The following is an 18947-nucleotide window of genomic DNA, read 5'->3' on the forward strand; positions in this document are numbered from 1 at the left end:
GCCGGGCGCCACTCCATCCCCCCAGCGCCCGGCAACAAGCCCCCTGTCCATCAGCAGGGAGCTTTCTTGGTTCAGCGGTTCGTCTCGGCCACCCGGAGCTGGCCCATGGTCTGGAGGCGCTGGAGAATGCGGACCTGGTCGTCGGTGAGGTCAAAGAAGACGGCCGTGCCCGCGATCGTCACCGACACCCGCCGGCTGCCATGGGGCACGAGGGGCAGGGTCACGGGTTCAAGCGACGGATGCTCCCCCATGCCGGCCAGGACCTGCCCGTCCTTTTCAATGGCGACATACGACAGGGCCGGGCCGTCCCCGAACTGATGGAGCTCAACGGCCGGGTTGCCGGTGGCCGACCGCTGTTGCCGGCAGTACCGGAGCAAGTCCTGGCTGGCCTCATCCCACGACTGGCGGATGGCCCCGGCATCGAGCTCGACCCCGGGATGCCTGCGCACCCAGGCCAGGGCGTCCCTGGCATTGTTGAGCCAGGTGTGGACCTCGGCGAGGGTCGTCATGGTCGCTGCGGCTTTTTCGGGGGAGAGCAGGGCGCCTTCCTTGCCCTTGGGCCACATCTTGAACACCAGCCGGGCGCGCTTGTGGTCGCCGTCGTCGTAGGGCTTCATCTCCACCACCAGATGGCCGAGGGGCACACGGTGGGCGGTGAGGTTGCCCCTCTGGCTGATGACGACGACCCCGGCCGAATGGTCCAGGGAGAGGGAGACGTCGGGACCGTCAAAAGTGTCCTGTTGCAGGCGACGGCCCCGCTGCACGGTCACCATGGCCCAGCCGATGCCAATGACCACCAAGAGCCCGCCGAGGCACTTGCCAATGAAGATGAGCGTGTCCGCTCCCTGGCCCGGGTAGCCGGAGGTCGACCGGGACGGCTCCATCAAGGCGAAGAATGCCAGCCCGAGGCACGCAAGCATGCCAAGGTTGCAAAGGCCAAAGACCAGGTTGCCGAGACCGTCCGGGCGAATCTTGTGGGTGATGGTGCGGGACGTGACGAGGAGGGCGATGGCGACGATAAGCCAAAAGACAGACATGAGCTTTCCCTGTTCCTGTGATTGAACTGCCAGGCGGCACGGCAGGCGGCCTTCACCCGGGCGGTTCTGGCGGAGTCTATAAAAAGTAAGAATATTCGAAGTCGGAATAACTGAGGCAGGCATTTAGGGTCCCTTCACCCACAGGTGAACCCATGCCCCCACGCGCCCCAACGCCCAAGTCCACGAGCAGTGCGGAACACTCGGCATTGTGCGGGTGGCTTGTGGAAACGAGGCTTGCCCAGGGCGTCACACAAGTTGCCCTTGCCAAGGCGCTGGGGTTCTCCCAGCCGTATATCTCCCATGTGGAAAACGGCGATGTGCGGGTCGACCCGGTACAGCTCTACCGCTGGCTCCAAGCGCTCAAAGTGGACCCCCTCGACTGGCACGCCGAGCTCTATACGCGGATGGACCGTGCTGCAAAAGCCGAGCGGCGCAAGCGTCAGGGCTGAGCGAAGACCCCGCATCGGGTCAGGTGTCCGGGTGTGACGCCTGTCCCGGCGGGCTCTCCTGCCATCCAATTTCCATCACCGGGTTCTTGCAAGCGTTCCATGCCTTGACCGTGACCATGACTTGGTCTTTGAAACGGAAGTGGAAGTCATACACACAAGCCGGCGCCGGCAGGGCAATCGATGCCTTTTCGCCTTTCTCGATGTCGTCCCCAGCCATGGCAAACCAGCGGTCGGTGCCACTCGGTGCATAGGCAACATCTGTCATCCGGCTGTCGCCAGCGTTGATGAGCGTCAGCGTCGGCGTGGCCGCGAGAACAGGTGCACTCGAAAACAACAAGACTGGAAAAAAGAGACGCGCAATATGCCGCATGAAAGCTCCCTGACGCTTTGGATTGTTCTTGCCAAAGGCTACGGCTCGGCATTACGGTCCTCATCCACAATCTTGTGGATGACAAAGGACGTCGTATGCAGCAGGGATGGCGGGAGCGGGCAGGGGTGCGGGATGGGCTGATTGCGGACTTGTACGAGTCGGTGTTTTCCCCAGCCGATGTGCCCGGTGTCATTGCACGCATCAACCGCTATCTCGACTGCGATGGCGTCCACATGGTCGGCTGGGATGAGTCGAAGAACGAGGTGTTGATGAGCCTTGTCACCGGCAATCACATCCAGGGGGCGGAGACCGCGTACCTCACCCATTACCAGTTCATTGACCCGAGGCGAGAGATGGGGCTGCAATCCCCAACAGGGATTGTCGTTGCCTGTCATGACCAGCTCGACGACCGCTATGTCTCGGGGTCGGAGTTCTATCAGGACTTCCTGATTCCCCATGGGCCGCGCTATGTGGCCGGCGGCAACATTTTCCGCGAGCGGGGTCAAAACGTGCACGTGGCTTTCAACCACCTCGTCGGCAGAAACAGGTTCGAGGGGGAAAAGCGCGAGGCCCTCGGTGGCTTCATGGCCCACCTCGCCCGTTGGATGAAGCTCATGGTCCGCGCGGACGGTTTGCGCGAGGCCGCAGCCGGGTCACAAGCGGCCGTCGATGCCCTCGCCCAGGGCGTGGTCTTCCTCGACGACCAAGGCCAGGTGCTTCATGCCAACCCGTCTGCCATCCGCCTGTTGGGTGACCAAATGGGCCGCGTGAACCTCGGCCTCTCCGGCCCCCTAGGCGGGTCGGTAGTGAATGCGCACGCCCGGGCCGTCGCACTAAGCCGCCGCCCCCATAGCCTGACCATTCGCCGTCGGGGTCAGGCTCTCACCCTCACGCTGTCCCCGTTGCCCCGCGCGCCCAGGAGCGGCACGCACGGCCTCGGCAAGCTCGTCGGCAGCCTCGGGGGCGGGGCGGGTCTGCATCACCGTGCCAGCGTGGTGCTGACGGTAACGGCGCCGGTTGGCACCTCCCGGGAGTCATTGGCTGACCTTGCTCGGCAGTGGGGCCTTACTCCGGCCGAGGAAGCTCTGTTGCGAGCCGTGGCCGCCGGCACAAGCCCGGCCGACCATGCCGAAGGGCGAGGAGTGAAAATCAGCACTGTCCGGAGCCAGGTCAGGGCAGTGCTGGAGAAGTCGGGGCATCCGAATCTCCGGGCCCTTGTTGGGGCGGTTGCCGGAAACACATAGCGACCGGGCGCCAAACCGGTTGAGGCCGGATGGCGTCAGGCCGATAGTCAAGGACAGGGACAGGGACAGGGACAGGGAAGGGGAAAGTGATGCTCAAATCAATCAAGGTGGCGTCCGTCGCCACGTATCCTGCTGCCGGTGCCTCGATGGAGGACATGACGGCCTGCAACTTTGTCTACGGGCCAAACGGGTCGGGCAAGACAACGCTCTCACGGTACCTGGCATCCACAGACGCCAACGAGTTTCTCTCGTGCACCAAGGTGTGGAATGCGGGTCGCCCGCTTCGCCTGACCGTCTACAACCGGGATTTCCAGGAGGCCACCTTCGGAAGCCGGGACCGTGGCCGCGTCAAAGGTGTGTTTACCCTTGGCAGTGATGACGGCGCACTCAAGGCACGCATCGACGAGCTGGCCGACCAGATTGCCGACGAGAAGAAGAAAGAGGAAACCCTCAACAACACACTCGGCGGTGAGAGCGGTACTGGCGGCAAGCGGGCTGAGCTTGCAAAGGCGGCCGAGGCGTTGAAGAAGGCATGTCTGAAACAAACCCGAAAGCACGAAGGTGAATTCGAACCGGCGATGACGGGCGCACGCGGCAGCGGCAATGTCTTCATGGACCGTTTCCTGGAGCAACGCCGGACCAACACGGCCATCCTTTGTGACTTCAAGGACCTCCAGGCGCGGGCAAAATCGCTGTTTTCAGGCGCACCGGTGAGGGTTACGCCACTAAGAATTCCCGACAGCTCCAAAATCAAGCTGCTCGAAGACGATGCCATTTTCGGCAGGCCCATCGTCGGCAAGGGAGACGTCAACATTGCTGGGCTCATCAACCACCTGAAGAATTCGGACTGGGTGGCAAAGGGCGCGGAATTCCTGCAGATGAGCCGGCCGGAATGTCCGTTTTGCCAGCAGAAGATTCCGGACACCCTCGAAGGCGAACTCGCTGCTTTCTTCGATGAATCCTTTACCGCCGACAAGGCGTATCTCGACCGCAAGACAGTCGAATACACGGAAGCGGCCTCCGCCTTGGAAACGGCGCTTGACGCACTTGCCAACGAACCGGTGACCTATCAGGACCCTCAGGAAATCGCCCGGTTGAGTGATGTGGTCGATGCCCGCCTGGCCTCGGCCCGGGCAACGATGCTCCGAAAGACCGATTCCCCAAGTGCGGTTGTCGACATTTCCGGAGTCGCTTCCGCTGTCGACGAGATCGGCGCCTACCTTGCAACGGTCAATGAAGAAGTTGCCAGACACAACGCACGGGTCGACAATTTTGCCAGGGAAAAAGCAAAGCTCATCGCCGATTTCTGGCGGTACCTCATCGACGTTGAGCTCAAGACCGATGCTGCCGACTACGACAAGGTAAACAACTCGGCTGGCAAAGCCATCGAATCCCTGGAAGCCCAAATCCGAAAGTCCAGGGAAGCCCAGGCAGCCATGAAAAAAGAGCTCGACGAGCTCGAAGAACAGTCAACCAGCACCGTACCCACGGTCGAGAAAATCAACAAGACGCTGAAGTCCTTCAACTTCACCAATTTCGAGCTGGTCCCCGGCGAAGAATCCCACACGTACCGCCTGGTCCGTGCCAACGGTGATGAGGCCCACCACAGCCTGAGTGAGGGTGAGAAGACCTTCATTACCTTCCTGTATTTCTACCATCTGGCCCACGCGGGGGATTCTGCGACAGGTGTTGAGGAAGACCGGGTCGTCGTCCTCGACGACCCGATTTCCAGTCTCGATAGCGACGTGCTTTTCGTGGTGTCGACCCTGGTTCGGCAGATGGCGGACATGGCCCGGGTCGGCAACGGTCCAATCAAGCAGCTCATCGTTCTCACCCACAACGTTTACTTCCACAAGGAGGTGACGTTTGCCAAGGCTGGCGGGAGCCTCGCCGCAACAGCCTATTGGGTATGCCGGAAGAAGGGAGGTTTCACCCAATTCGTTCCCCATGCCGAAAAGAATCCGGTCAAGAGCACATACCAGCTTCTCTGGCACGACATCCGAAACCCGGACGGCCACTCAACGACCCTCCCCAACACCATGCGCCGAATCTTCGAGAGTTTTTCGAGCCTCCTCGGAGGTGTTGACGTGGCTCAGGCCGCCAAGGGTTTCGACGGGGATGAACAACTGGCGGCACACTCACTGCTGTCCTGGGCAAATGAAGGGTCCCATGCGGTCCACGACGACATCTACATGGCACCGAGCGACACCGAAGATGTGTTTTACCTCGACGTGTTCCGTCGCATCTTCGACAACCTCAACCACTCCGGCCACTACAAGTTGATGATGGGCACGGATTTCAAGGAGCGGCCGGCTGAGGTTGCGCCGGCGCCGACGACAGCGGAGGCATGATTGCCGAGGGGGTGCTTACGGCCGTCGCCTTGGCCTTCGGCACCCGCCCCTTCCTCTTCATTCCGGCCTTCAGGCGTCCGACCTCATGGCACAGGTAGTGGTCGAACCGGCCCCGCTGGTAAGGGGTCACGTTGAGTGCCGGGAAGGGCAACTCGTCGAGCATGTTGCGCACGTCGAGGGGAGACGCCTTGTTGACGTACCTCTTTCCTCTCAACACCTCACCCCCGGTGGCGCCCTCGACAGGCCGATTGCTGTGCCCAAACAGGGCATTGAGCAGGAGAGGGGAGATGTGTTGGTCATACGCCGCCATCGTGCTGATGAAGTGACGGCAGCAATGAAGGGTCACGGCCTTGTCGGTCACACCCCAGTCGGTCCTCAGTTTCCCGTTGTAGTACCTGCTCAAAGACTGTCCTGGGCGGTCTGAGCCCGTCTGCAAGCCCGGGAAGATTTCATCTGCACCGAGTTGGTCGAGGTCTTTGAGGTAATCCTCGAAACCGAGGTTGAGCACTTGCGTTGGAATGGGCACAAAGCGGAAGGCATTGGCGCCTTTGAGATGCTGGCCATCTGCGTCGGTGGTCATTTTCATGCACAACACCTTGTGCTGAACCTTCTTTCGGTCCCGGACGGTCACGTAGGTGACATCCCGGCGTTTGAGCTGGCATACCTCGTTGGTGCGCGAGCCTGTAAACGACACAAGGAGAGTGCCGAAGAACTTGTGGGGGGCGTCGACATTGTCCATGACCTCTTTCGCCATTGGCGCCGCCCAGTCGACTTCATCCGGCGCATGTTTTGGATGGCTGTCTTTGCTCCCGTATTCCTTTGCCCGGTTGATGGTCAGGACCGGGTTCGGGTTGCCGCCGTTCCGCTTCCAGCGGATGACCTCGTTGAAGAAAGCACTCAGATGCTGGAGATGCGTCTCCTGGCTGTTGCGCTTGAGGGGCGGATATTTCTCGTCCTGGTTCTCAATGAGGATTTCCATGATGGACTTGCCCTTGAAGTCCTGGATGGTGTTGACGAATTTGGGCCACTTCGACAGCGCGGTGGCAAAGCGCTGGAGGTCCCGGTAATCGACGTCCTTGGACTCCTTGTTGCCGGTGACTGCAAGGAACAGGTCGAGGGTGCGCCGGATGGCGCTCCTGGTGTCCGCGCCGGTCTTGCGGCGGCCGTACTTCTCCATGTGCCAGGCGGCGAGCGTTTTGAGGTCCGAGCCCTCGGGTGCGTTCTCCGGGACCTCACCCGCCGGGACGAAGGCAACTGGAGGCTTGAGGGCGGCGACCGGAGGGATGTGTGTGGAGTCGTCCTCGGCGACGGGCGACGGGTCGGTGGCTTGGGCGGCCGCCCCCAAACCGGAGCGCTCCAGGGGCGCCGGGTCCGCACCCCTCTCCGGGACGACCGGGAGGGCAGCAGTGACGGGGGTGGCCGGAGTGGCAGCGGGCCGGGGTGCCGGCGAGGCTGCACGGGGCATCGGAGCCGGGCGGGCGTTGCCCGGGGCCATGACGCGGTGGCGCACTTGTTCGGCAAGGTCCGGGAAAGCTCTCAGCATGTCATCCGTGTCGGACGGTCCATTTGACTGGAGCCACATATCGCCCACTTGCAACGTCCAATGCCGGCCGCGACTTGCCGCCTGTAATACGGATTGGAGGGAAGGGGGAAACATGAGCGGTCCTTTTATTATGAAAAATCGGATGGGGCGGGTAACTTGGCCCATTAAAATCCGCATGTCAAATAACAAAAAACCTTGATCGCTTAACATTAAATCGACAGAGAAATCGGCTTAGCGCCGCCATTTCGCCAAATGATTGGCGGCTATTTTGATCGCCTGTTTTTTGACAGGGCGCGCGAAGAAAGAAATTACGAAATTGGCCTGTACGCTGGGGGATACGGGCGACGGCTGAAGCGGGCTGCCGGCCAGGGGAGGGGTTGACAGGACTTGGATTGTTGGCAGGATGGGGCCAGATTGTCCCAGAGGGAGTTGTCCCCCATGAAAATCTCGATTTTTGACGCATTTCCGGTCGAGGGGCAATAGAAACATTGTAATGAATAAAAGGTCCTTGTCCAATAACCCCTGATTCTATAACCCCCTCCAATGTCCCCTGGTTACACGGAATATAACCAGAAAGCTAATAAAAGGATTTCCATTGAACGTTCCCACCACCCCAGCCCTCGCTCGCTATTTTTCGAAAATCCGCCTGACCCTCAACACAACCTCCCATTTCGACTCGGCCGGTCGCCAGCATCTAAGCTGGACCCTGACCCACCTCACGACCGGCAAGCCCTACTGGCTTGGGGAAACCAAGATCTTCGTCACCACCCGGGACCTCTGGGCAGCCTGGAAGGCCCACCAGCTCTCACTGCACCTCCAGCACGCTCAAGCCCTCCGGCTGGTCCGCTACTACCTCCGCCACGAGCTTGACCACCACCAGCCTTTCAACGCCTGGCTCGACTACCGGGCCGTTGCCCGGCATGCGGCCTTCGACGAGGTCGATACCCAGTGTTGGCCCTGGTCCTCGGCGACGGCCTCCCTGGACCGACGGGACAGGTTGAGCACCCCCGGCTGGCCCTGGTCGGACGCCCCGACACCGGCAGTCATCAGCCGCTGCATGCGCAGGTCCGATGGAAACGGATGGGCCAAGCGGGCGCTGAAGGTCGCGGATTTTGACCGGCAGTCTGCAACCCGATACACCGCCGCCATCCGTGCGCTCGTCGAAACGGAACGCCGGAGGATGTTCGACCGGAAGATGCGGAAGACCGGGTTGCGTCATCGACATCCAACGCGACGAATCTGATTTGAACGCGGGCCGAAGATGGGCAACGATGCCGGATAGTCACTCAATGGAATTGCCATATGTTCGCTATGCCAAAAATCGCATTGCCTATCGATTCTCACAACCGACACTTGGCAGTTGAGGTTGCCCGACACGAGGCTGGACATTACATTGTGGGAAGGGTTCATGGGTTCACGGTGGGATCTATTTCAGTGTGCCTCTTAGACCTCCATGGAGGTCATAGCGCGCAGGCCGAGATGACGCCCACCTCATACACCCCGTCCATTGAAGCCTTCATCGAATGGGCCGAGAAACGCGTGCAGCAACTTTACGCAGGGGTCCTTGCCCAAGCATTGGATGAAGCAGGGAAGATTGATTTCGAGAAGGCAACTGAGTTCGCCAAGAACGGGGGCGCAGATGACTACAAGAAAGCCATGGTTTTCATCCACCTCATTAGAAATATGCAACTTCCCGTCCCAGATTCCCGCGATGAATTAGAAGCCCAGTTGCTGGCCATCCATCAACCGCTGTGGGGCAGCGCAGCTGAGGTGGTCGAGCAAGAGTCCCAACTGATAATCGGACTGGGATGCACTCTTGGAAATAAGGTCGAATTTACCAGCAGGTTGTACACGTTAACCGAGGAAGAGCTTGAAGATATGACGGAGCTGAGAGTGAGGTTCTCCGTACCCAAAGAATAATTGGGGGATGTATTTGCTAGGACCCGACTAACTGCCACCATTCGACTTAGGCGCAAGACTCACCAAGGGCAAGGAGGCCCTGTATGAACTCGATACTTCAACACCAACTCGACGACGCGTGTTGGGATGGCGATGCCAACCTGGTCGCGTCCCTCATCAAGCACCCCGATGTGGACCCCGCATCACATCATTCCACGGCACTGCTGCATGCAGCGCATCGCGGAAACTGGCGAATCGTCGAGATGCTCATTCCTGTCAGCCATCCAATGGAGCGGAGGTCCGAAGCACTGTACCGGGCAGCAAGCGGAAGGACGGCGGGGCATCGCCGATGTGTGTCCCTGCTTATCCCGGTCTCTGACGCACGAGAATGGGAGGCATGGGAATGGCGGGCGTTGCCCGCGTGGTCAATCGCGGTGCTTGGCCGATGAGGCATGTCTGCCGCTCTTGGAGCATCCCAAGGCAACCGATACCGCTAAACCTTCCGCTGCATAAAGGCATCGAACCTCTTTCGACACCGCGCGGACCTTGACATGGCAATGGACATCGAACGCAGGCTGCTCCAGCTCGAACGCAAAAACCGCCGGCTGACCTGGTTGTGCTTAGCTCTCTTTGCAGGCTCTCTGGCATTGAGCACGGGACTCGCACTGGCGGGCCCCAAGGCCGGGTTGCCGGATGTCCTGCACGTGCGCGGACTGGTCGTCGACGATGCACAGGGCAGGGCCCGCATTGTCATGGGCGCTCCGTTCCCGGATGTCCCCAATCGTATCCGACACGATGCCGGCTCCGTTGCCATGCTGTTTCTAGATGAGCAGGGGCATGACCGCCTGACGGTCGGCCAGTCCTTTACACCTCAGATTGAGGGGAAGGTGCCCGCCAATTTCCACCGCATCGGTGATTCGGTCGGCGTCATCATCCACAACACGGTCGGCGACGAACGGGGCGGCATGTCCTGGCTGAGCAGCGGGCGTGGTGCCATTTCGTTTGACTACCCGGACAGGGATGCCATCGGTATGTTTGTCGACGACAAGAACCGGTCAGCCACCTTTCTCCTTGAATATGCCGACGCGGCCATCGGTGACGTGAGCCTCTTTGAGATGACAGCCAAGGGAAGGGGTGGGCGTTTTACCTTTTTCGACCCGGCGGGGAAGCCGAAGACGGACTGGAATATCGCTGAGGGCACATTGTCGAGTCTTCCGGCCCGTTGACCCTCTCAGAGCGAGTAAAAGTTGCCTTCGTGGGGCCGCAACCGGTGCCCGTTTGCCCGCCGCCGACCTTGATTGAAGTGCCGATGAGCCGGCCGTCATTCACGGGAGTCTCTGGGCCTAGCCGATGGCAACTGACAGAGCCTCGATGGCTTGTCCGTAGCCGGGCGTCGGTGCAGTCGAGCCACGGCCCAGAAGGTCGACCACTCGACCGGCGGCACGGCCAACGTCGTCCAAGCCCGCAATATCTGCCGTGGTTGCAATCAGACGGGCGCGAAAGCGGGCTTCCTGGATATCACCAGCCATCATTGCCTGGCCAAGAGCCATGGCCTCAATGATGATTTCAGCGTGGCGGAGAATCGCGTCTTCGTTCTCGGACATGGATCCGGCCTTGGTGAAGTGGTCGTCTGTGCATGTGTGCCGTGGGATTCGACGCTCAGGCCGGATGGCGTCTGTTGAGTCTGGGCTATGATTTTGGCACTTCCCTGCGCCGACCACGAGCAACAGATTAAAAGTCCAAGTCTCTCCATACCTAAGCGGGTTCTGACCCTGGGTTATACGCTTGAAACCAACAGGCGGCACCCTCAATTCCCAACGGCGAGGAGGGAGGCTGTTAGCGTTCACATCAATGGGGGGAAAGAACGTGACTAATTATTGCGTGACGGCCGTCAACCGCAACAACAAGGACGATAACCGTGTTTCCGAGCTCAAAGTCTGGGAGCTGTACTTCAATAAAGAGAAAAATAAGCGGCAGTGGAGGCCGCTGGGGGGAAAGTCTGCCAAATACGTTGCCAAGCTCCTCGCTGACGGCCACAAGGTTTTTTCAGCAGAGAGAAGAAAGGAAGATGGCGAATGGAAAATCTTTCGAGGTGACGAGATTGAGTTTGTTTTCCGGATTGCTGGAAACAATGAGCATGTGAAAATCACCGACATGCCGGAGTTCTAGAGCTGAAACGACACCCCTCGGGTTCACCGTTGATGATGCATCCAGGCCGTAGGCGTTTCAGACGACGTCGAGAACAGGAAGGGCCGGATGTTCCGGCCTTTTTCCATTCCATCGGGCAGGGGGCGCCCATGTCTGACGGCTTGTCCGGGGAAGGTGGCCTGGCCATGGGTCCCCGTCGCGCAACCGGTACCCGTTTGCCCGCCGCCGACCTTGATGGGAAGGGGGGCCCGTTAAGCGTTGCCATCGCCCCTGTATCTGACCACTGGAAAGGAAATGCGCGGCAAAGCAGAATGAGGTAATCCGTATGCACCAGGAAGTGATGCATGAAGGCAAACCTCAAGGGACTCGTCCAGCGACTCAAGCTCGAAAACGGCAAGGGGATGATGCCCCTTTACGAAGCCATTTCGAATTCAATGGACGCCATCATCGAGGTCGGAAAAAACGGCTTCGCGGGGCGCATAGGCATCCGACTTATCCCGCTGCAAGACCTGGGAACGAACACTGGTGAAGGCAAGCTTGTCGTTGATGGGGTCGAGGTCACTGACAACGGTATCGGTCTGGATGATGGGCATCTCGCCGATTTCCGGGAAGCCCACACGGTCTCGAAACTCAAAGCTGGTGGCAAGGGCGTTGGTCGATTCACCTACCTCAAGGTGTTCGACGAGGTCCGGGTGGTCAGCATTTTCGGCAAAGATGGCCAACACAGGCGGCGGGACTTCCCGTTTGACTTCACCGACGAGGACCTGACCAAGGCAGATGCGACCGCGCCTGTCGAGGAGGCCACGGGAACGAAGGTCACCATGACGGGAATGGCGTCCCAATACAGGGCATCCTGGCCCACGACCGTTGAAGGCGTTGCCCGCCGCATTATCGAGCATTTCCTTATTCGGTTTGCCTCGCAGGGATGTCCCCAAATCACGGTGTCGGCCCTCGGGTTTCCGACCGTGGATGTCAATCGTCTTTTTGACACCTCCGTCGTTGGGCAAATCCAAGAGGCAATCTTTGAGCTCAAGGGCCAACAATTCACAGTCCAAGTACTCCGGCAGCTGGGCACGAACCGCAGTCATGAATACCATCTCTGCGCGACATCGCGGGATGTGGCATCGGCCAAGCTGAAAGAGCTTCTGCCTGAGTTGCCTGACCGGTTTGTGGGCGAGGACGGTAAGGCGTTTAGCCTGATTGCGCTGGTCACGGGCGAATATCTGGACGAGAACGCCAACCAAGAGCGGACCACCATCACCTTTGAGACCGACGAAGGACTGGAACTCGACCGCGTTTCCATTTCCCGGCGGGCCCTCAACAAGGCCATTGGCGACACGCTGCGGACCCTGCTCGCCGAAGACCTGCGGGTGACCAATGCCGAGAAGATTGCCCAGATTGAGCGGTTCGTGGAGAGAGCGCCCGAGTACCGCGTCCTGACCCATGAGCGGTACCGCGCCCGTCTCGAATCCCGTGTCTCCCCTGGACTAACAGACACGCAACTGGACGAGACTTTGCTTCACATCCGCCGGGAGATTGAAGACGAGGTGTCCAGGGAGGAGAAGAACCTGGCTGTCCGGATGGAGAAAGAATCGTTCGACAAGTACCAAGAGAAGTTCAAAGTGCTCATGGAGGAGCTCAACGAGGTCGGCAAGGCCAAGCTTGCCTCCTATGTTGCCCATCGCAGGACCCTGCTGGACCTCGTTGATGCCAGCCTGAAAAAGTCCCGGACGGACGACAAGTATCCGCTGGAGAAAGTGCTCCACAAGATGGTGTTTCCAATGGGAGCAACATCGAAGGACGTATTCTTCGAGCAGCAGAATTTGTGGCTCATTGATGAGCGTTTGTCCTTCCACACCCTACTGACGTCGGATGTGGCGATGAAGAAAGTGCGGGGTCTGGAAGACACGTCGGCGAAAGAGCCGGACATCCTCGCCCTGTTTTGGGACCGGCCCGTCGCCGTTGCCGAGCCGGAGGCATTGGCTTCCGGTGGGGTGGTCATTGTCGAGTTCAAGCGTCCCGGCAGGGACGACTACAACAAGGACCCCGGTGACCAGATAATCCAGCGCTTCGTCGAAATTGCAAACGGCGGCGTCAAGGACATCGATGGACGGCTCATCAATCCAACTGGGGTCCGATACCACGGATTCCTGATTGCTGACCTGACCCCCAGCCTAAAGAATCATGTGGCGTTCCGTTACATCGAGGCGTTCGACGGGGAGGGCTATTTCCTGACTCTGCCAGGCGGCAATGGGCACGTCGAAATCATTTCTTATGACAAGCTCATTCGGTTGGCCAAGCAGCGGAACCGGATGCTGTTCGACAAGCTTGGGGTGCACAAACACTGATTCCTTTGAGCCTTATGCATGTCAGTGCTCTCGGTGTTTTTTGTATGGTGATTCGCGCGCTCAACCTATTTGGAACTAACGGATGAAAGGCAAATCGAAGGTCAAGCTATCGACTCTCAATCTGGTCTATCCCCCGGTCTCGAACCGGGTGGCTTCCATGCACAGCGATGATAAGGAATTCGCCAGAATCATCTCCAACAGCGACTTTTATATGATTGGAGGGCGTGCGGCGGCATGCTTTGCAAACGTCGTCCAGAAAGTGGAAGAGGGTACGGTCTCATTTGATATTGTCGTTGCCGGTGGCCCTACAGCGACAGGACGTCTTCACTTGGGACGCATTAAGCGAATTCTCGAAGATGGCCGGGATGAAGTTCCGCTTCGGCTGAGCTGGGGAGACGATGAGCTTTCGGTCTGGATAGCGGATGAAGCAGGCGAATCCAGACTTGCTGCCGCATATAGCCCGGAAAGTGCCCTGATGACCGTTGGACGGAAGGACCCCAGCCCCCTTACCGGGCTCGAGAACTACAGAGAGCTGATGACTTTCGACCTTTTGTACGTCGGCATTGCGAAGGTCGGGGACACGTTTAGTCGGCTGATTGGACACGGTCACCACGCGCGCCAGAAAATCCTTTCGGAGGAACCGCAGCGCTATCCCGGCGCGTCGGTTACTGATGAGATTTTCCTCTTTGCGTTCAAGGTCGACCCGATGTTTGTCAGGACTTTCGGGGCCGATGCAGACATTGAAGACGAGGATGTGGACTTCAGTTACAACCCCAAGCCAATCGTTGCTGATGCGGAAAAGGCCTTCGTGAGTCTTCTCAAGCCGCCGTACAACCGCCAGCTGTTCGCAAACTACCCACGTGGGAAGGATGGGCTATACAACAATGGCCTCGACTCTTATTCCTACTCGATTGCAGAGGGCATGACTTTTCGCACGTCGTGGGGCGATTTCCATGGTGCGCGAAGCTTCATGTTGGATTTTTCGAATGAAGCGGATTCCATCATGGTCAAGGGTGACGAAATCACTATCTACATTGGCGAGACAGAAACATTCCTCGTATCGAAGGACGGCGACCCGGAGAGTGAGGGGAGCAGCTGAAACATCAGCAGCCATTGTGCCAACGCATGTATCGCCTTTATTCCTCAAAAAAGTGGCTCATCCTCTCGCATCTCCATCGGTGCCATGCGCCCGCTTCGCCCGGTCTTCGACCGCCCGTTGCCGGCGGAGGTAGGGCTCGAAGAACCCCGGCTTCCGGGGTGCAAGCTGCACCTCCGGGAACGTCACTTTGCTGATGTCTGAGAGACGGTGGGGCAGCTCGGCGGTGTGGATGTAGTGCCTCCTGAGCACAGTGCTGCCGGTGCTGTGTCCGGTCAGCTGGGCAATACGACCGTCGGGAACGCCGGCCCGTTCCGCAGCCGTGGCAAAGCTGTGCCGGAAGGAATGAAACACCTTGGTTGGGCTCGTGATGCCGCAGGTCTTTCGGAGGTAGGTCCGGTTGAACCAGTCACCGATGGAATCCCCTGGCCCGTTGTCACCCCAGGTCAGGCCCGGGAACACGTGCTCGAACCGCGCCTTTTTGACGTCGACGAGGTAATCGAGAAAGCCGAGGCGGATGAGTTCCGGGTGCAGGGGCACAAACCGGCGGGATGCGCGATTTTTTGTCTTCCGACGGATGTGCAGGCCCCAGATGCCGGCGATTTCCTCAACGTCTTCGACATGCAGTTGCCCGAGTTCGTTGACGCGTGCGCCGGTATACAGGGCCAGAATCGGAGTCCAGTACTTGTGGGGCAAGGCGTAGACAATCTTGTCCGGCGAGAAAATGGTCTGGAGCTCTGTGGGCGAAAACGGCTCACGTGTCTGGGCTTCGTCCTCGGCCTTGCTGGTGACCTGAAATCCGTCGCAGGAATTGAAGTCCACCTTCTTGCGCTTGAGCCAGGTGCCGAAAAATAGCCTCAGCCGGTCGAGGTGTTTTTCCCGCGTCCGGGGCGCAAGACCTGGCGTGCCTTCCCGCTTCGCCTTGGCGACCACCTCCCTCGGTGTCAGGCCCCTGTACGCGGGCTTCTTGCTGGCGTTCGCAGGCCACACCCGCATGGCGGCCATGAACGTGTCGATGTCGTCGGCGGTGCAGGCCTGGGTCGGCTTGTCGCCGACGAGGGCCAGGAAAAGGACAAGGGTGTTTTCCGTGTCGAGCAGGTTCTTCTTGCTGCGGTTTTGCCCACCCATGTGGCCCAGAAAGGCGGTGATGCGAGCCGAGAGCAGGTCGTCGGGATTCGGCTTTGTTTCCGGCTTAAAGGCCGGGGCGTGGGCAGGTGCATTGAGGCGCTGGCCTTCGAGCTGCAGGGCGAGGGAGCGGGCTTCCGCGTTCTCCCGGGCCGAGCCGTCCGTGACGATTCGGACGCCACCGGGGAGTTCAATGGTCAGGTCGACATGGGGGCCCCGCGCGGCAGCGAGTGCTGTTTCAAGCAGGTTCTTGTGGTCTGCCACAGGCGTTTCCCGCATCCGTTCATAGGCCCGGCCCAGAACATACCCGATTTGGGCGGCCCGGAGCCGGGCGGCGTCCGCCCGCTGGCCTTTTAGACTGAGCACGATGTAGCGGCGCCCAAGGTAGGGTTGCAGGAAGGCAGGCACGAAAAAGCGGACATAGAGTCCGCTTGGTCGGTGGAGCAGAGTTGGCTTTGGCACGTGATACCTCGCGTGATACCCGAAGGAATCAGCCGAGGCAGGTCATTTCCCCCGATTTACCGGGGGGATGAGCCATATTGGTGGAGGTGGCGGGAGTCGAACCCGCGTCCGAAGGCGTTTAATCTCCAGATCTACATGCTTAGCTCACCGTTAGATCTCGTCCACCGACAGCACGGCGTGCTAAGCGCACCGGCGGACATATCTGATTGATCTAGCGTCAGGCCCACAGACGGAGAGCCTTTCAGCGGTCTCATGATAGTGACCCTACACCGCCGAGCATGAGCACAAGAGCGGGTCGGGGGTTTGGCCTTTTTTAGGGGCCGGACAGCTTAGGCGGCGAGAGCCACCGAGTTGTCACCGTAGTAGTTGTCATTGGCAACTATATGTTTTGCAGCTGGTTTAACGAGGAAAGCTACCCCCTCGGCATGCACCAGTAGATCGCACTACCCCCGTCGAAACCAGAACACCCCCGGGGAAAACGTGGTGGAACTACATCACTCAGTATATGGGCGGGGAGGGAGACCCACAATGGGCGCCGCCTGACCGTTCAGGTCAGCCCATGCGATTGTGCGAGCGCATGACGCGCTGCTTGTCGATCGCCCATTCGCGCTCCTTGTCCGTGTTGCGCTTGTCGTGCTCCTGCTTGCCCTTGGCCAAGCCGATTTCGCACTTCACCTTGTTGTGCTTCCAGTACATCGCAGTGGGCACCAGCGTGTAGCCCTTCCGCTCGACCGCACCAATCAGGCGATCGATTTCCTCGCGGTGGAGCAGCAGCTTGCGGGTGCGGCGATCGTTGGCGATCACATGGGTGGAAGCGCTGATCAGGGGCGGGATCTGGGCCCCGACGAGGAAGACCTCACCGTGCTGGATGATCGCGTAGCAACCTTCGCCAAAATTGATCCGGCCGGCACGCAGCGACTTCAGCTCCCAGCCCTCGAGGGCCATGCCGCATTCGAAGCGCTGGTCGATGTGGTATTCGTGGCGCGCGCGCTTGTTCAGCGCGATCGTGCCGCCGCCTTCTTTTTCCGTGTCCTTCGGTTTCGCTTTTGCCATGTCCGCTAAAATCGGTCTCTCGAGTCCCTGATACAAGGCCGGCGGGTCCGTTTGCCGGCACATAAGACGAGGTCAGTTCATGATTGAAATCCGCCGCAGTGCGATCGTGCCTTTCACGCCCGCGCAGATGTTCGACCTGGTCAACGATGTGGAAGCATACCCAAAGCGCTTCGGGTGGTGTGACGCTGCCACCGTGATCGAGCGGGGTGACGATGTGCTGGTCGCCCGGCTGGATCTCAAGTTCGCCGGCATGCGGCAGAGCTTTACCACCCGCAATACCACGGTGCGGCCGGAGCGGCTGACCATGCAGTTCGTGGAGGGGCCGTTCCGCTCGCTCGATGGCTTGTTCACCTTCCAGGCCCTGGGTGACGTGGGCTGCAAGATCGCCCTGGCACTGGATTTCGACTACGCCGGCCTCGGCGGGTCCGTACTGAAGATGGGGTTTCAGCAACTCGCCAACCGGATGGTCGACGACTTTTGCGACGAGGCACGCCGCGAGTATGGCTGACCTGAACGTCGAAGTGGCCTACGCGGGACCGGAAGCGCAGCGGGTGGTTCGCCTCGTCGTGCCGTCAGGGACGACCGTCTGGCAGGCCATTGAGCTGGCCCGTGCGCAGCTGCCCGAAGGTGTGGCGCCCGATGCTACCCGTCTGGGCATCTTCTCGAAGAAGGTGGATGCGGATCGTGTGCTGAAGGAAGGCGACCGGGTGGAGATCTACCGGCCGCTGATCCTGGATCCGATGGAGGCCAGGCGGCGCCGCGCGAAACGCGGCGCCTGAACCTGCCGGCTTCTTACTTCTTGTCGTCCGACGAGCCGCCACCGAACACGCCACCGTCGTCCTTCTTGTCGTCAGCGCTGGTGTTCTTGTCACCTTGGGCGCCGCCGACCGGATTGGCCTTGTACTTCTCGGAGTCCTTCAGCAGCTGCTGCGCGTCCTGGGCGAAGAAATCGCCTTCGGTGCGGACCAGCGTGTCATTGTTGAAGGTCAGGGTGAGCGTACGGGTGGTCATCTTCTGGCCGCGGTGGGAGAAGGTGGACACGTAATCCCAGCGATCCTGGTCAAAAGGCGAGGTGACCGAGGGGGTGCCCAGCAGCACCAGGACCTGACGCTTGGTCATGCCCGGCTGCAGCTGGTCGACGTTTTTCTTGTCTAGCAGGTTGCCCTGCTGCACGTCGGGGGTATAGACGAGGCCACAGCCCGCGATGGCAACCGCCATCATGGCCAAACCCAGCGTGCGGATGAGCTTATGCATGCGTAGTAACGTCCGGATCGTGAAGCCTGCGATGATACACTAAGCGCCTGACGGCACCGCGAGGGGGTCTATATGGACCAGGAAACCAAAGAGCTCCGCAGGGCGGGGCTCAAAGTCACACATCCGCGCATGCGGATCCTGCAGATCTTCGAAGAGGCGGACGAGCGCCACCTCACGGCTGAAGACATCTACAAGCGTCTGCTTGCGCACCATGAGGACATCGGGCTTGCCACGGTGTATCGGGTGCTGACCCAGTTCGAAGCTGCCGGCATCGTGATGAAGCACAACTTCGAAGGTGGGCAGGCCGTTTACGAGCTGGACCGCGGCAAGCATCATGACCACATGATCGACGTTGACAGCGGGAAAGTGATCGAGTTCATCAGCGAGGAGATCGAACGCCTCCAGCACGAGATCGCCGACCGCCACGGATACGTCATCGAAGACCACAGCCTGGTGCTGTACGTGCGGCCCAAGAAGAAGCGCTGAGTCAGGCTTTCGCTCGCGGTGAGAGGGCCCCTTCGGGGGCCTTTTTCGTGGGCGTGATTCAGGCGATGGGTGTTGGCGGCGA

At 59.9% G+C, this 18947-nt stretch carries 20 protein-coding genes and 1 other RNA gene; 13 read left to right on the forward strand and 8 right to left on the reverse strand.

The genetic code is table 11. From position 1 onward, the window contains the following. Positions 1-71 precede the first annotated feature (71 nt). Positions 72-1037 carry a hypothetical protein gene (locus J2X57_RS13860; protein WP_309868003.1) on the reverse strand — a complete coding sequence of 322 codons (966 nt, stop codon included), beginning with the start codon at positions 1035-1037 and terminating at the stop codon, positions 72-74. Between the two features lie 221 nt (positions 1038-1258). Here J2X57_RS13860 and J2X57_RS13865 point away from each other — a divergent pair, with 221 nt between their 5' ends. Then, on the forward strand, positions 1259-1486 hold the full coding sequence (locus J2X57_RS13865; protein WP_309868006.1) for a helix-turn-helix transcriptional regulator: 228 nt from the start codon (positions 1259-1261) through the stop codon (positions 1484-1486). A gap of 19 nt (positions 1487-1505) precedes the next feature. On the opposite strand, the gene J2X57_RS13870 is transcribed toward J2X57_RS13865, so the two are convergent. Continuing rightward, positions 1506-1856 carry a hypothetical protein gene (locus tag J2X57_RS13870; protein ID WP_309868008.1) on the reverse strand — a complete coding sequence of 117 codons (351 nt, stop codon included), beginning with the start codon at positions 1854-1856 and terminating at the stop codon, positions 1506-1508. Positions 1857-1951: 95 nt separating this feature from the next. On the opposite strand from J2X57_RS13870, the gene J2X57_RS13875 reads away from it, so the two are divergent. Together J2X57_RS13875 and J2X57_RS13880 are read left to right on the forward strand one after the other, a co-directional pair. Beyond that, positions 1952-3100 (forward strand): PAS domain-containing protein, encoded by a 1149-nt coding sequence (locus J2X57_RS13875; RefSeq protein ID WP_309868011.1) that lies wholly within the window; start codon positions 1952-1954, stop codon positions 3098-3100. A gap of 89 nt (positions 3101-3189) precedes the next feature. Beyond that, entirely contained in the window at positions 3190-5451 is a 2262-nt protein-coding gene (locus J2X57_RS13880) for an AAA family ATPase (RefSeq protein ID WP_309868014.1), read from the forward strand. Here J2X57_RS13880 and J2X57_RS13885 read toward each other — a convergent pair. Continuing rightward, positions 5399-7108, reverse strand: a complete 1710-nt coding sequence (locus tag J2X57_RS13885; protein ID WP_309868017.1) for a hypothetical protein — start codon at positions 7106-7108, stop codon at positions 5399-5401. The genes J2X57_RS13880 and J2X57_RS13885 overlap by 53 nt on opposite strands. A gap of 481 nt (positions 7109-7589) precedes the next feature. Here J2X57_RS13885 and J2X57_RS13890 point away from each other — a divergent pair, with 481 nt between their 5' ends. From J2X57_RS13890 to J2X57_RS13905, 4 genes are all read left to right on the forward strand, one after another. After that, positions 7590-8237, forward strand: a complete 648-nt coding sequence (locus J2X57_RS13890; protein ID WP_309868021.1) for a hypothetical protein — start codon at positions 7590-7592, stop codon at positions 8235-8237. A 59-nt stretch (positions 8238-8296) separates the two neighbouring features. Beyond that, the gene (locus J2X57_RS13895; protein ID WP_309868024.1) at positions 8297-8914 is read left to right on the forward strand and encodes a hypothetical protein; all 618 of its coding nucleotides are present in this window, start codon (positions 8297-8299) and stop codon (positions 8912-8914) included. 83 nt (positions 8915-8997) lie between these two features. Further along, positions 8998-9342 (forward strand): ankyrin repeat domain-containing protein, encoded by a 345-nt coding sequence (locus J2X57_RS13900; RefSeq protein ID WP_309868027.1) that lies wholly within the window; start codon positions 8998-9000, stop codon positions 9340-9342. Positions 9343-9444: 102 nt separating this feature from the next. Beyond that, a complete protein-coding gene (locus tag J2X57_RS13905; RefSeq protein ID WP_309868028.1) occupies positions 9445-10119 on the forward strand; it encodes a hypothetical protein in 675 nt (224 codons plus the stop codon). A 117-nt stretch (positions 10120-10236) separates the two neighbouring features. Here the strand turns inward: J2X57_RS13905 and J2X57_RS13910 are convergent, their stop codons facing one another. Then, the gene (locus tag J2X57_RS13910; RefSeq protein ID WP_309868031.1) at positions 10237-10497 is read right to left on the reverse strand and encodes a hypothetical protein; all 261 of its coding nucleotides are present in this window, start codon (positions 10495-10497) and stop codon (positions 10237-10239) included. A 262-nt stretch (positions 10498-10759) separates the two neighbouring features. On the opposite strand from J2X57_RS13910, the gene J2X57_RS13915 reads away from it, so the two are divergent. The 3 genes from J2X57_RS13915 to J2X57_RS13925 all read left to right on the forward strand — a co-directional run bounded on the left by J2X57_RS13915 (position 10760) and on the right by J2X57_RS13925 (position 14488). Continuing rightward, the gene (locus J2X57_RS13915; protein ID WP_309868033.1) at positions 10760-11062 is read left to right on the forward strand and encodes a hypothetical protein; all 303 of its coding nucleotides are present in this window, start codon (positions 10760-10762) and stop codon (positions 11060-11062) included. Between the two features lie 323 nt (positions 11063-11385). Beyond that, positions 11386-13389 (forward strand): ATP-binding protein, encoded by a 2004-nt coding sequence (locus J2X57_RS13920; RefSeq protein ID WP_309868036.1) that lies wholly within the window; start codon positions 11386-11388, stop codon positions 13387-13389. A gap of 82 nt (positions 13390-13471) precedes the next feature. Continuing rightward, complete coding sequence (locus J2X57_RS13925) at positions 13472-14488, forward strand: hypothetical protein (RefSeq protein WP_309868039.1); 1017 nt, start codon at positions 13472-13474, stop codon at positions 14486-14488. A 57-nt stretch (positions 14489-14545) separates the two neighbouring features. Here J2X57_RS13925 and J2X57_RS13930 read toward each other — a convergent pair whose 3' ends face one another. The 3 genes from J2X57_RS13930 to smpB form a co-directional block, all read right to left on the reverse strand. Then, positions 14546-16018 carry a site-specific integrase gene (locus tag J2X57_RS13930; RefSeq protein WP_309868043.1) on the reverse strand — a complete coding sequence of 491 codons (1473 nt, stop codon included), beginning with the start codon at positions 16016-16018 and terminating at the stop codon, positions 14546-14548. Between the two features lie 132 nt (positions 16019-16150). Further along, positions 16151-16543, reverse strand: a transfer-messenger RNA (tmRNA) gene (gene ssrA, locus J2X57_RS13935). An 81-nt stretch (positions 16544-16624) separates the two neighbouring features. Continuing rightward, positions 16625-17125 (reverse strand): SsrA-binding protein SmpB, encoded by a 501-nt coding sequence (smpB, locus tag J2X57_RS13940; protein WP_036112483.1) that lies wholly within the window; start codon positions 17123-17125, stop codon positions 16625-16627. Positions 17126-17204: 79 nt separating this feature from the next. Here smpB and J2X57_RS13945 point away from each other — a divergent pair, with 79 nt between their 5' ends. Both J2X57_RS13945 and J2X57_RS13950 read left to right on the forward strand, forming a co-directional pair. Beyond that, positions 17205-17633 carry a type II toxin-antitoxin system RatA family toxin gene (locus J2X57_RS13945; RefSeq protein WP_036112485.1) on the forward strand — a complete coding sequence of 143 codons (429 nt, stop codon included), beginning with the start codon at positions 17205-17207 and terminating at the stop codon, positions 17631-17633. Further along, positions 17626-17904 (forward strand): RnfH family protein, encoded by a 279-nt coding sequence (locus tag J2X57_RS13950; RefSeq protein WP_176167862.1) that lies wholly within the window; start codon positions 17626-17628, stop codon positions 17902-17904. The genes J2X57_RS13945 and J2X57_RS13950 overlap by 8 nt, the downstream gene beginning before the upstream one ends. Before the next feature lie 13 nt (positions 17905-17917). Here J2X57_RS13950 and bamE read toward each other — a convergent pair whose 3' ends face one another. Continuing rightward, the gene (bamE, locus tag J2X57_RS13955) at positions 17918-18379 is read right to left on the reverse strand and encodes an outer membrane protein assembly factor BamE (RefSeq protein ID WP_036112489.1); all 462 of its coding nucleotides are present in this window, start codon (positions 18377-18379) and stop codon (positions 17918-17920) included. A gap of 72 nt (positions 18380-18451) precedes the next feature. Here bamE and fur point away from each other — a divergent pair, with 72 nt between their 5' ends. After that, complete coding sequence (fur, locus tag J2X57_RS13960; protein ID WP_309868052.1) at positions 18452-18865, forward strand: ferric iron uptake transcriptional regulator; 414 nt, start codon at positions 18452-18454, stop codon at positions 18863-18865. Positions 18866-18947 lie beyond the last annotated feature (82 nt).

It is taken from the genome of Luteibacter sp. 1214, from assembly GCF_031455395.1.
Taxonomy (GTDB): Bacteria; Pseudomonadota; Gammaproteobacteria; order Xanthomonadales; family Rhodanobacteraceae; genus Luteibacter; species Luteibacter mycovicinus.

Bases quoted from the DNA above. Each gene is read 5' to 3' on its own strand.
- J2X57_RS13860 (WP_309868003.1), bottom strand. From the start codon at position 1,037: ATGTCTGTCTTTTGGCTTATCGTCGCCATCGCCCTCCTCGTCACGTCC.
- J2X57_RS13870 (WP_309868008.1), bottom strand. From the start codon at position 1,856: ATGCGGCATATTGCGCGTCTCTTTTTTCCAGTCTTGTTGTTTTCGAGT.
- J2X57_RS13875 (WP_309868011.1), top strand. From the start codon at position 1,952: ATGCAGCAGGGATGGCGGGAGCGGGCAGGGGTGCGGGATGGGCTGATT.
- J2X57_RS13880 (WP_309868014.1), top strand. From the start codon at position 3,190: ATGCTCAAATCAATCAAGGTGGCGTCCGTCGCCACGTATCCTGCTGCC.
- J2X57_RS13885 (WP_309868017.1), bottom strand. From the start codon at position 7,108: ATGTTTCCCCCTTCCCTCCAATCCGTATTACAGGCGGCAAGTCGCGGC.
- J2X57_RS13895 (WP_309868024.1), top strand. From the start codon at position 8,297: ATGTTCGCTATGCCAAAAATCGCATTGCCTATCGATTCTCACAACCGA.
- J2X57_RS13900 (WP_309868027.1), top strand. From the start codon at position 8,998: ATGAACTCGATACTTCAACACCAACTCGACGACGCGTGTTGGGATGGC.
- J2X57_RS13905 (WP_309868028.1), top strand. From the start codon at position 9,445: ATGGCAATGGACATCGAACGCAGGCTGCTCCAGCTCGAACGCAAAAAC.
- J2X57_RS13910 (WP_309868031.1), bottom strand. From the start codon at position 10,497: ATGTCCGAGAACGAAGACGCGATTCTCCGCCACGCTGAAATCATCATT.
- J2X57_RS13920 (WP_309868036.1), top strand. From the start codon at position 11,386: ATGAAGGCAAACCTCAAGGGACTCGTCCAGCGACTCAAGCTCGAAAAC.
- J2X57_RS13925 (WP_309868039.1), top strand. From the start codon at position 13,472: ATGAAAGGCAAATCGAAGGTCAAGCTATCGACTCTCAATCTGGTCTAT.
- smpB (WP_036112483.1), bottom strand. From the start codon at position 17,125: ATGGCAAAAGCGAAACCGAAGGACACGGAAAAAGAAGGCGGCGGCACG.
- J2X57_RS13945 (WP_036112485.1), top strand. From the start codon at position 17,205: ATGATTGAAATCCGCCGCAGTGCGATCGTGCCTTTCACGCCCGCGCAG.
- J2X57_RS13950 (WP_176167862.1), top strand. From the start codon at position 17,626: ATGGCTGACCTGAACGTCGAAGTGGCCTACGCGGGACCGGAAGCGCAG.
- bamE (WP_036112489.1), bottom strand. From the start codon at position 18,379: ATGCATAAGCTCATCCGCACGCTGGGTTTGGCCATGATGGCGGTTGCC.
- fur (WP_309868052.1), top strand. From the start codon at position 18,452: ATGGACCAGGAAACCAAAGAGCTCCGCAGGGCGGGGCTCAAAGTCACA.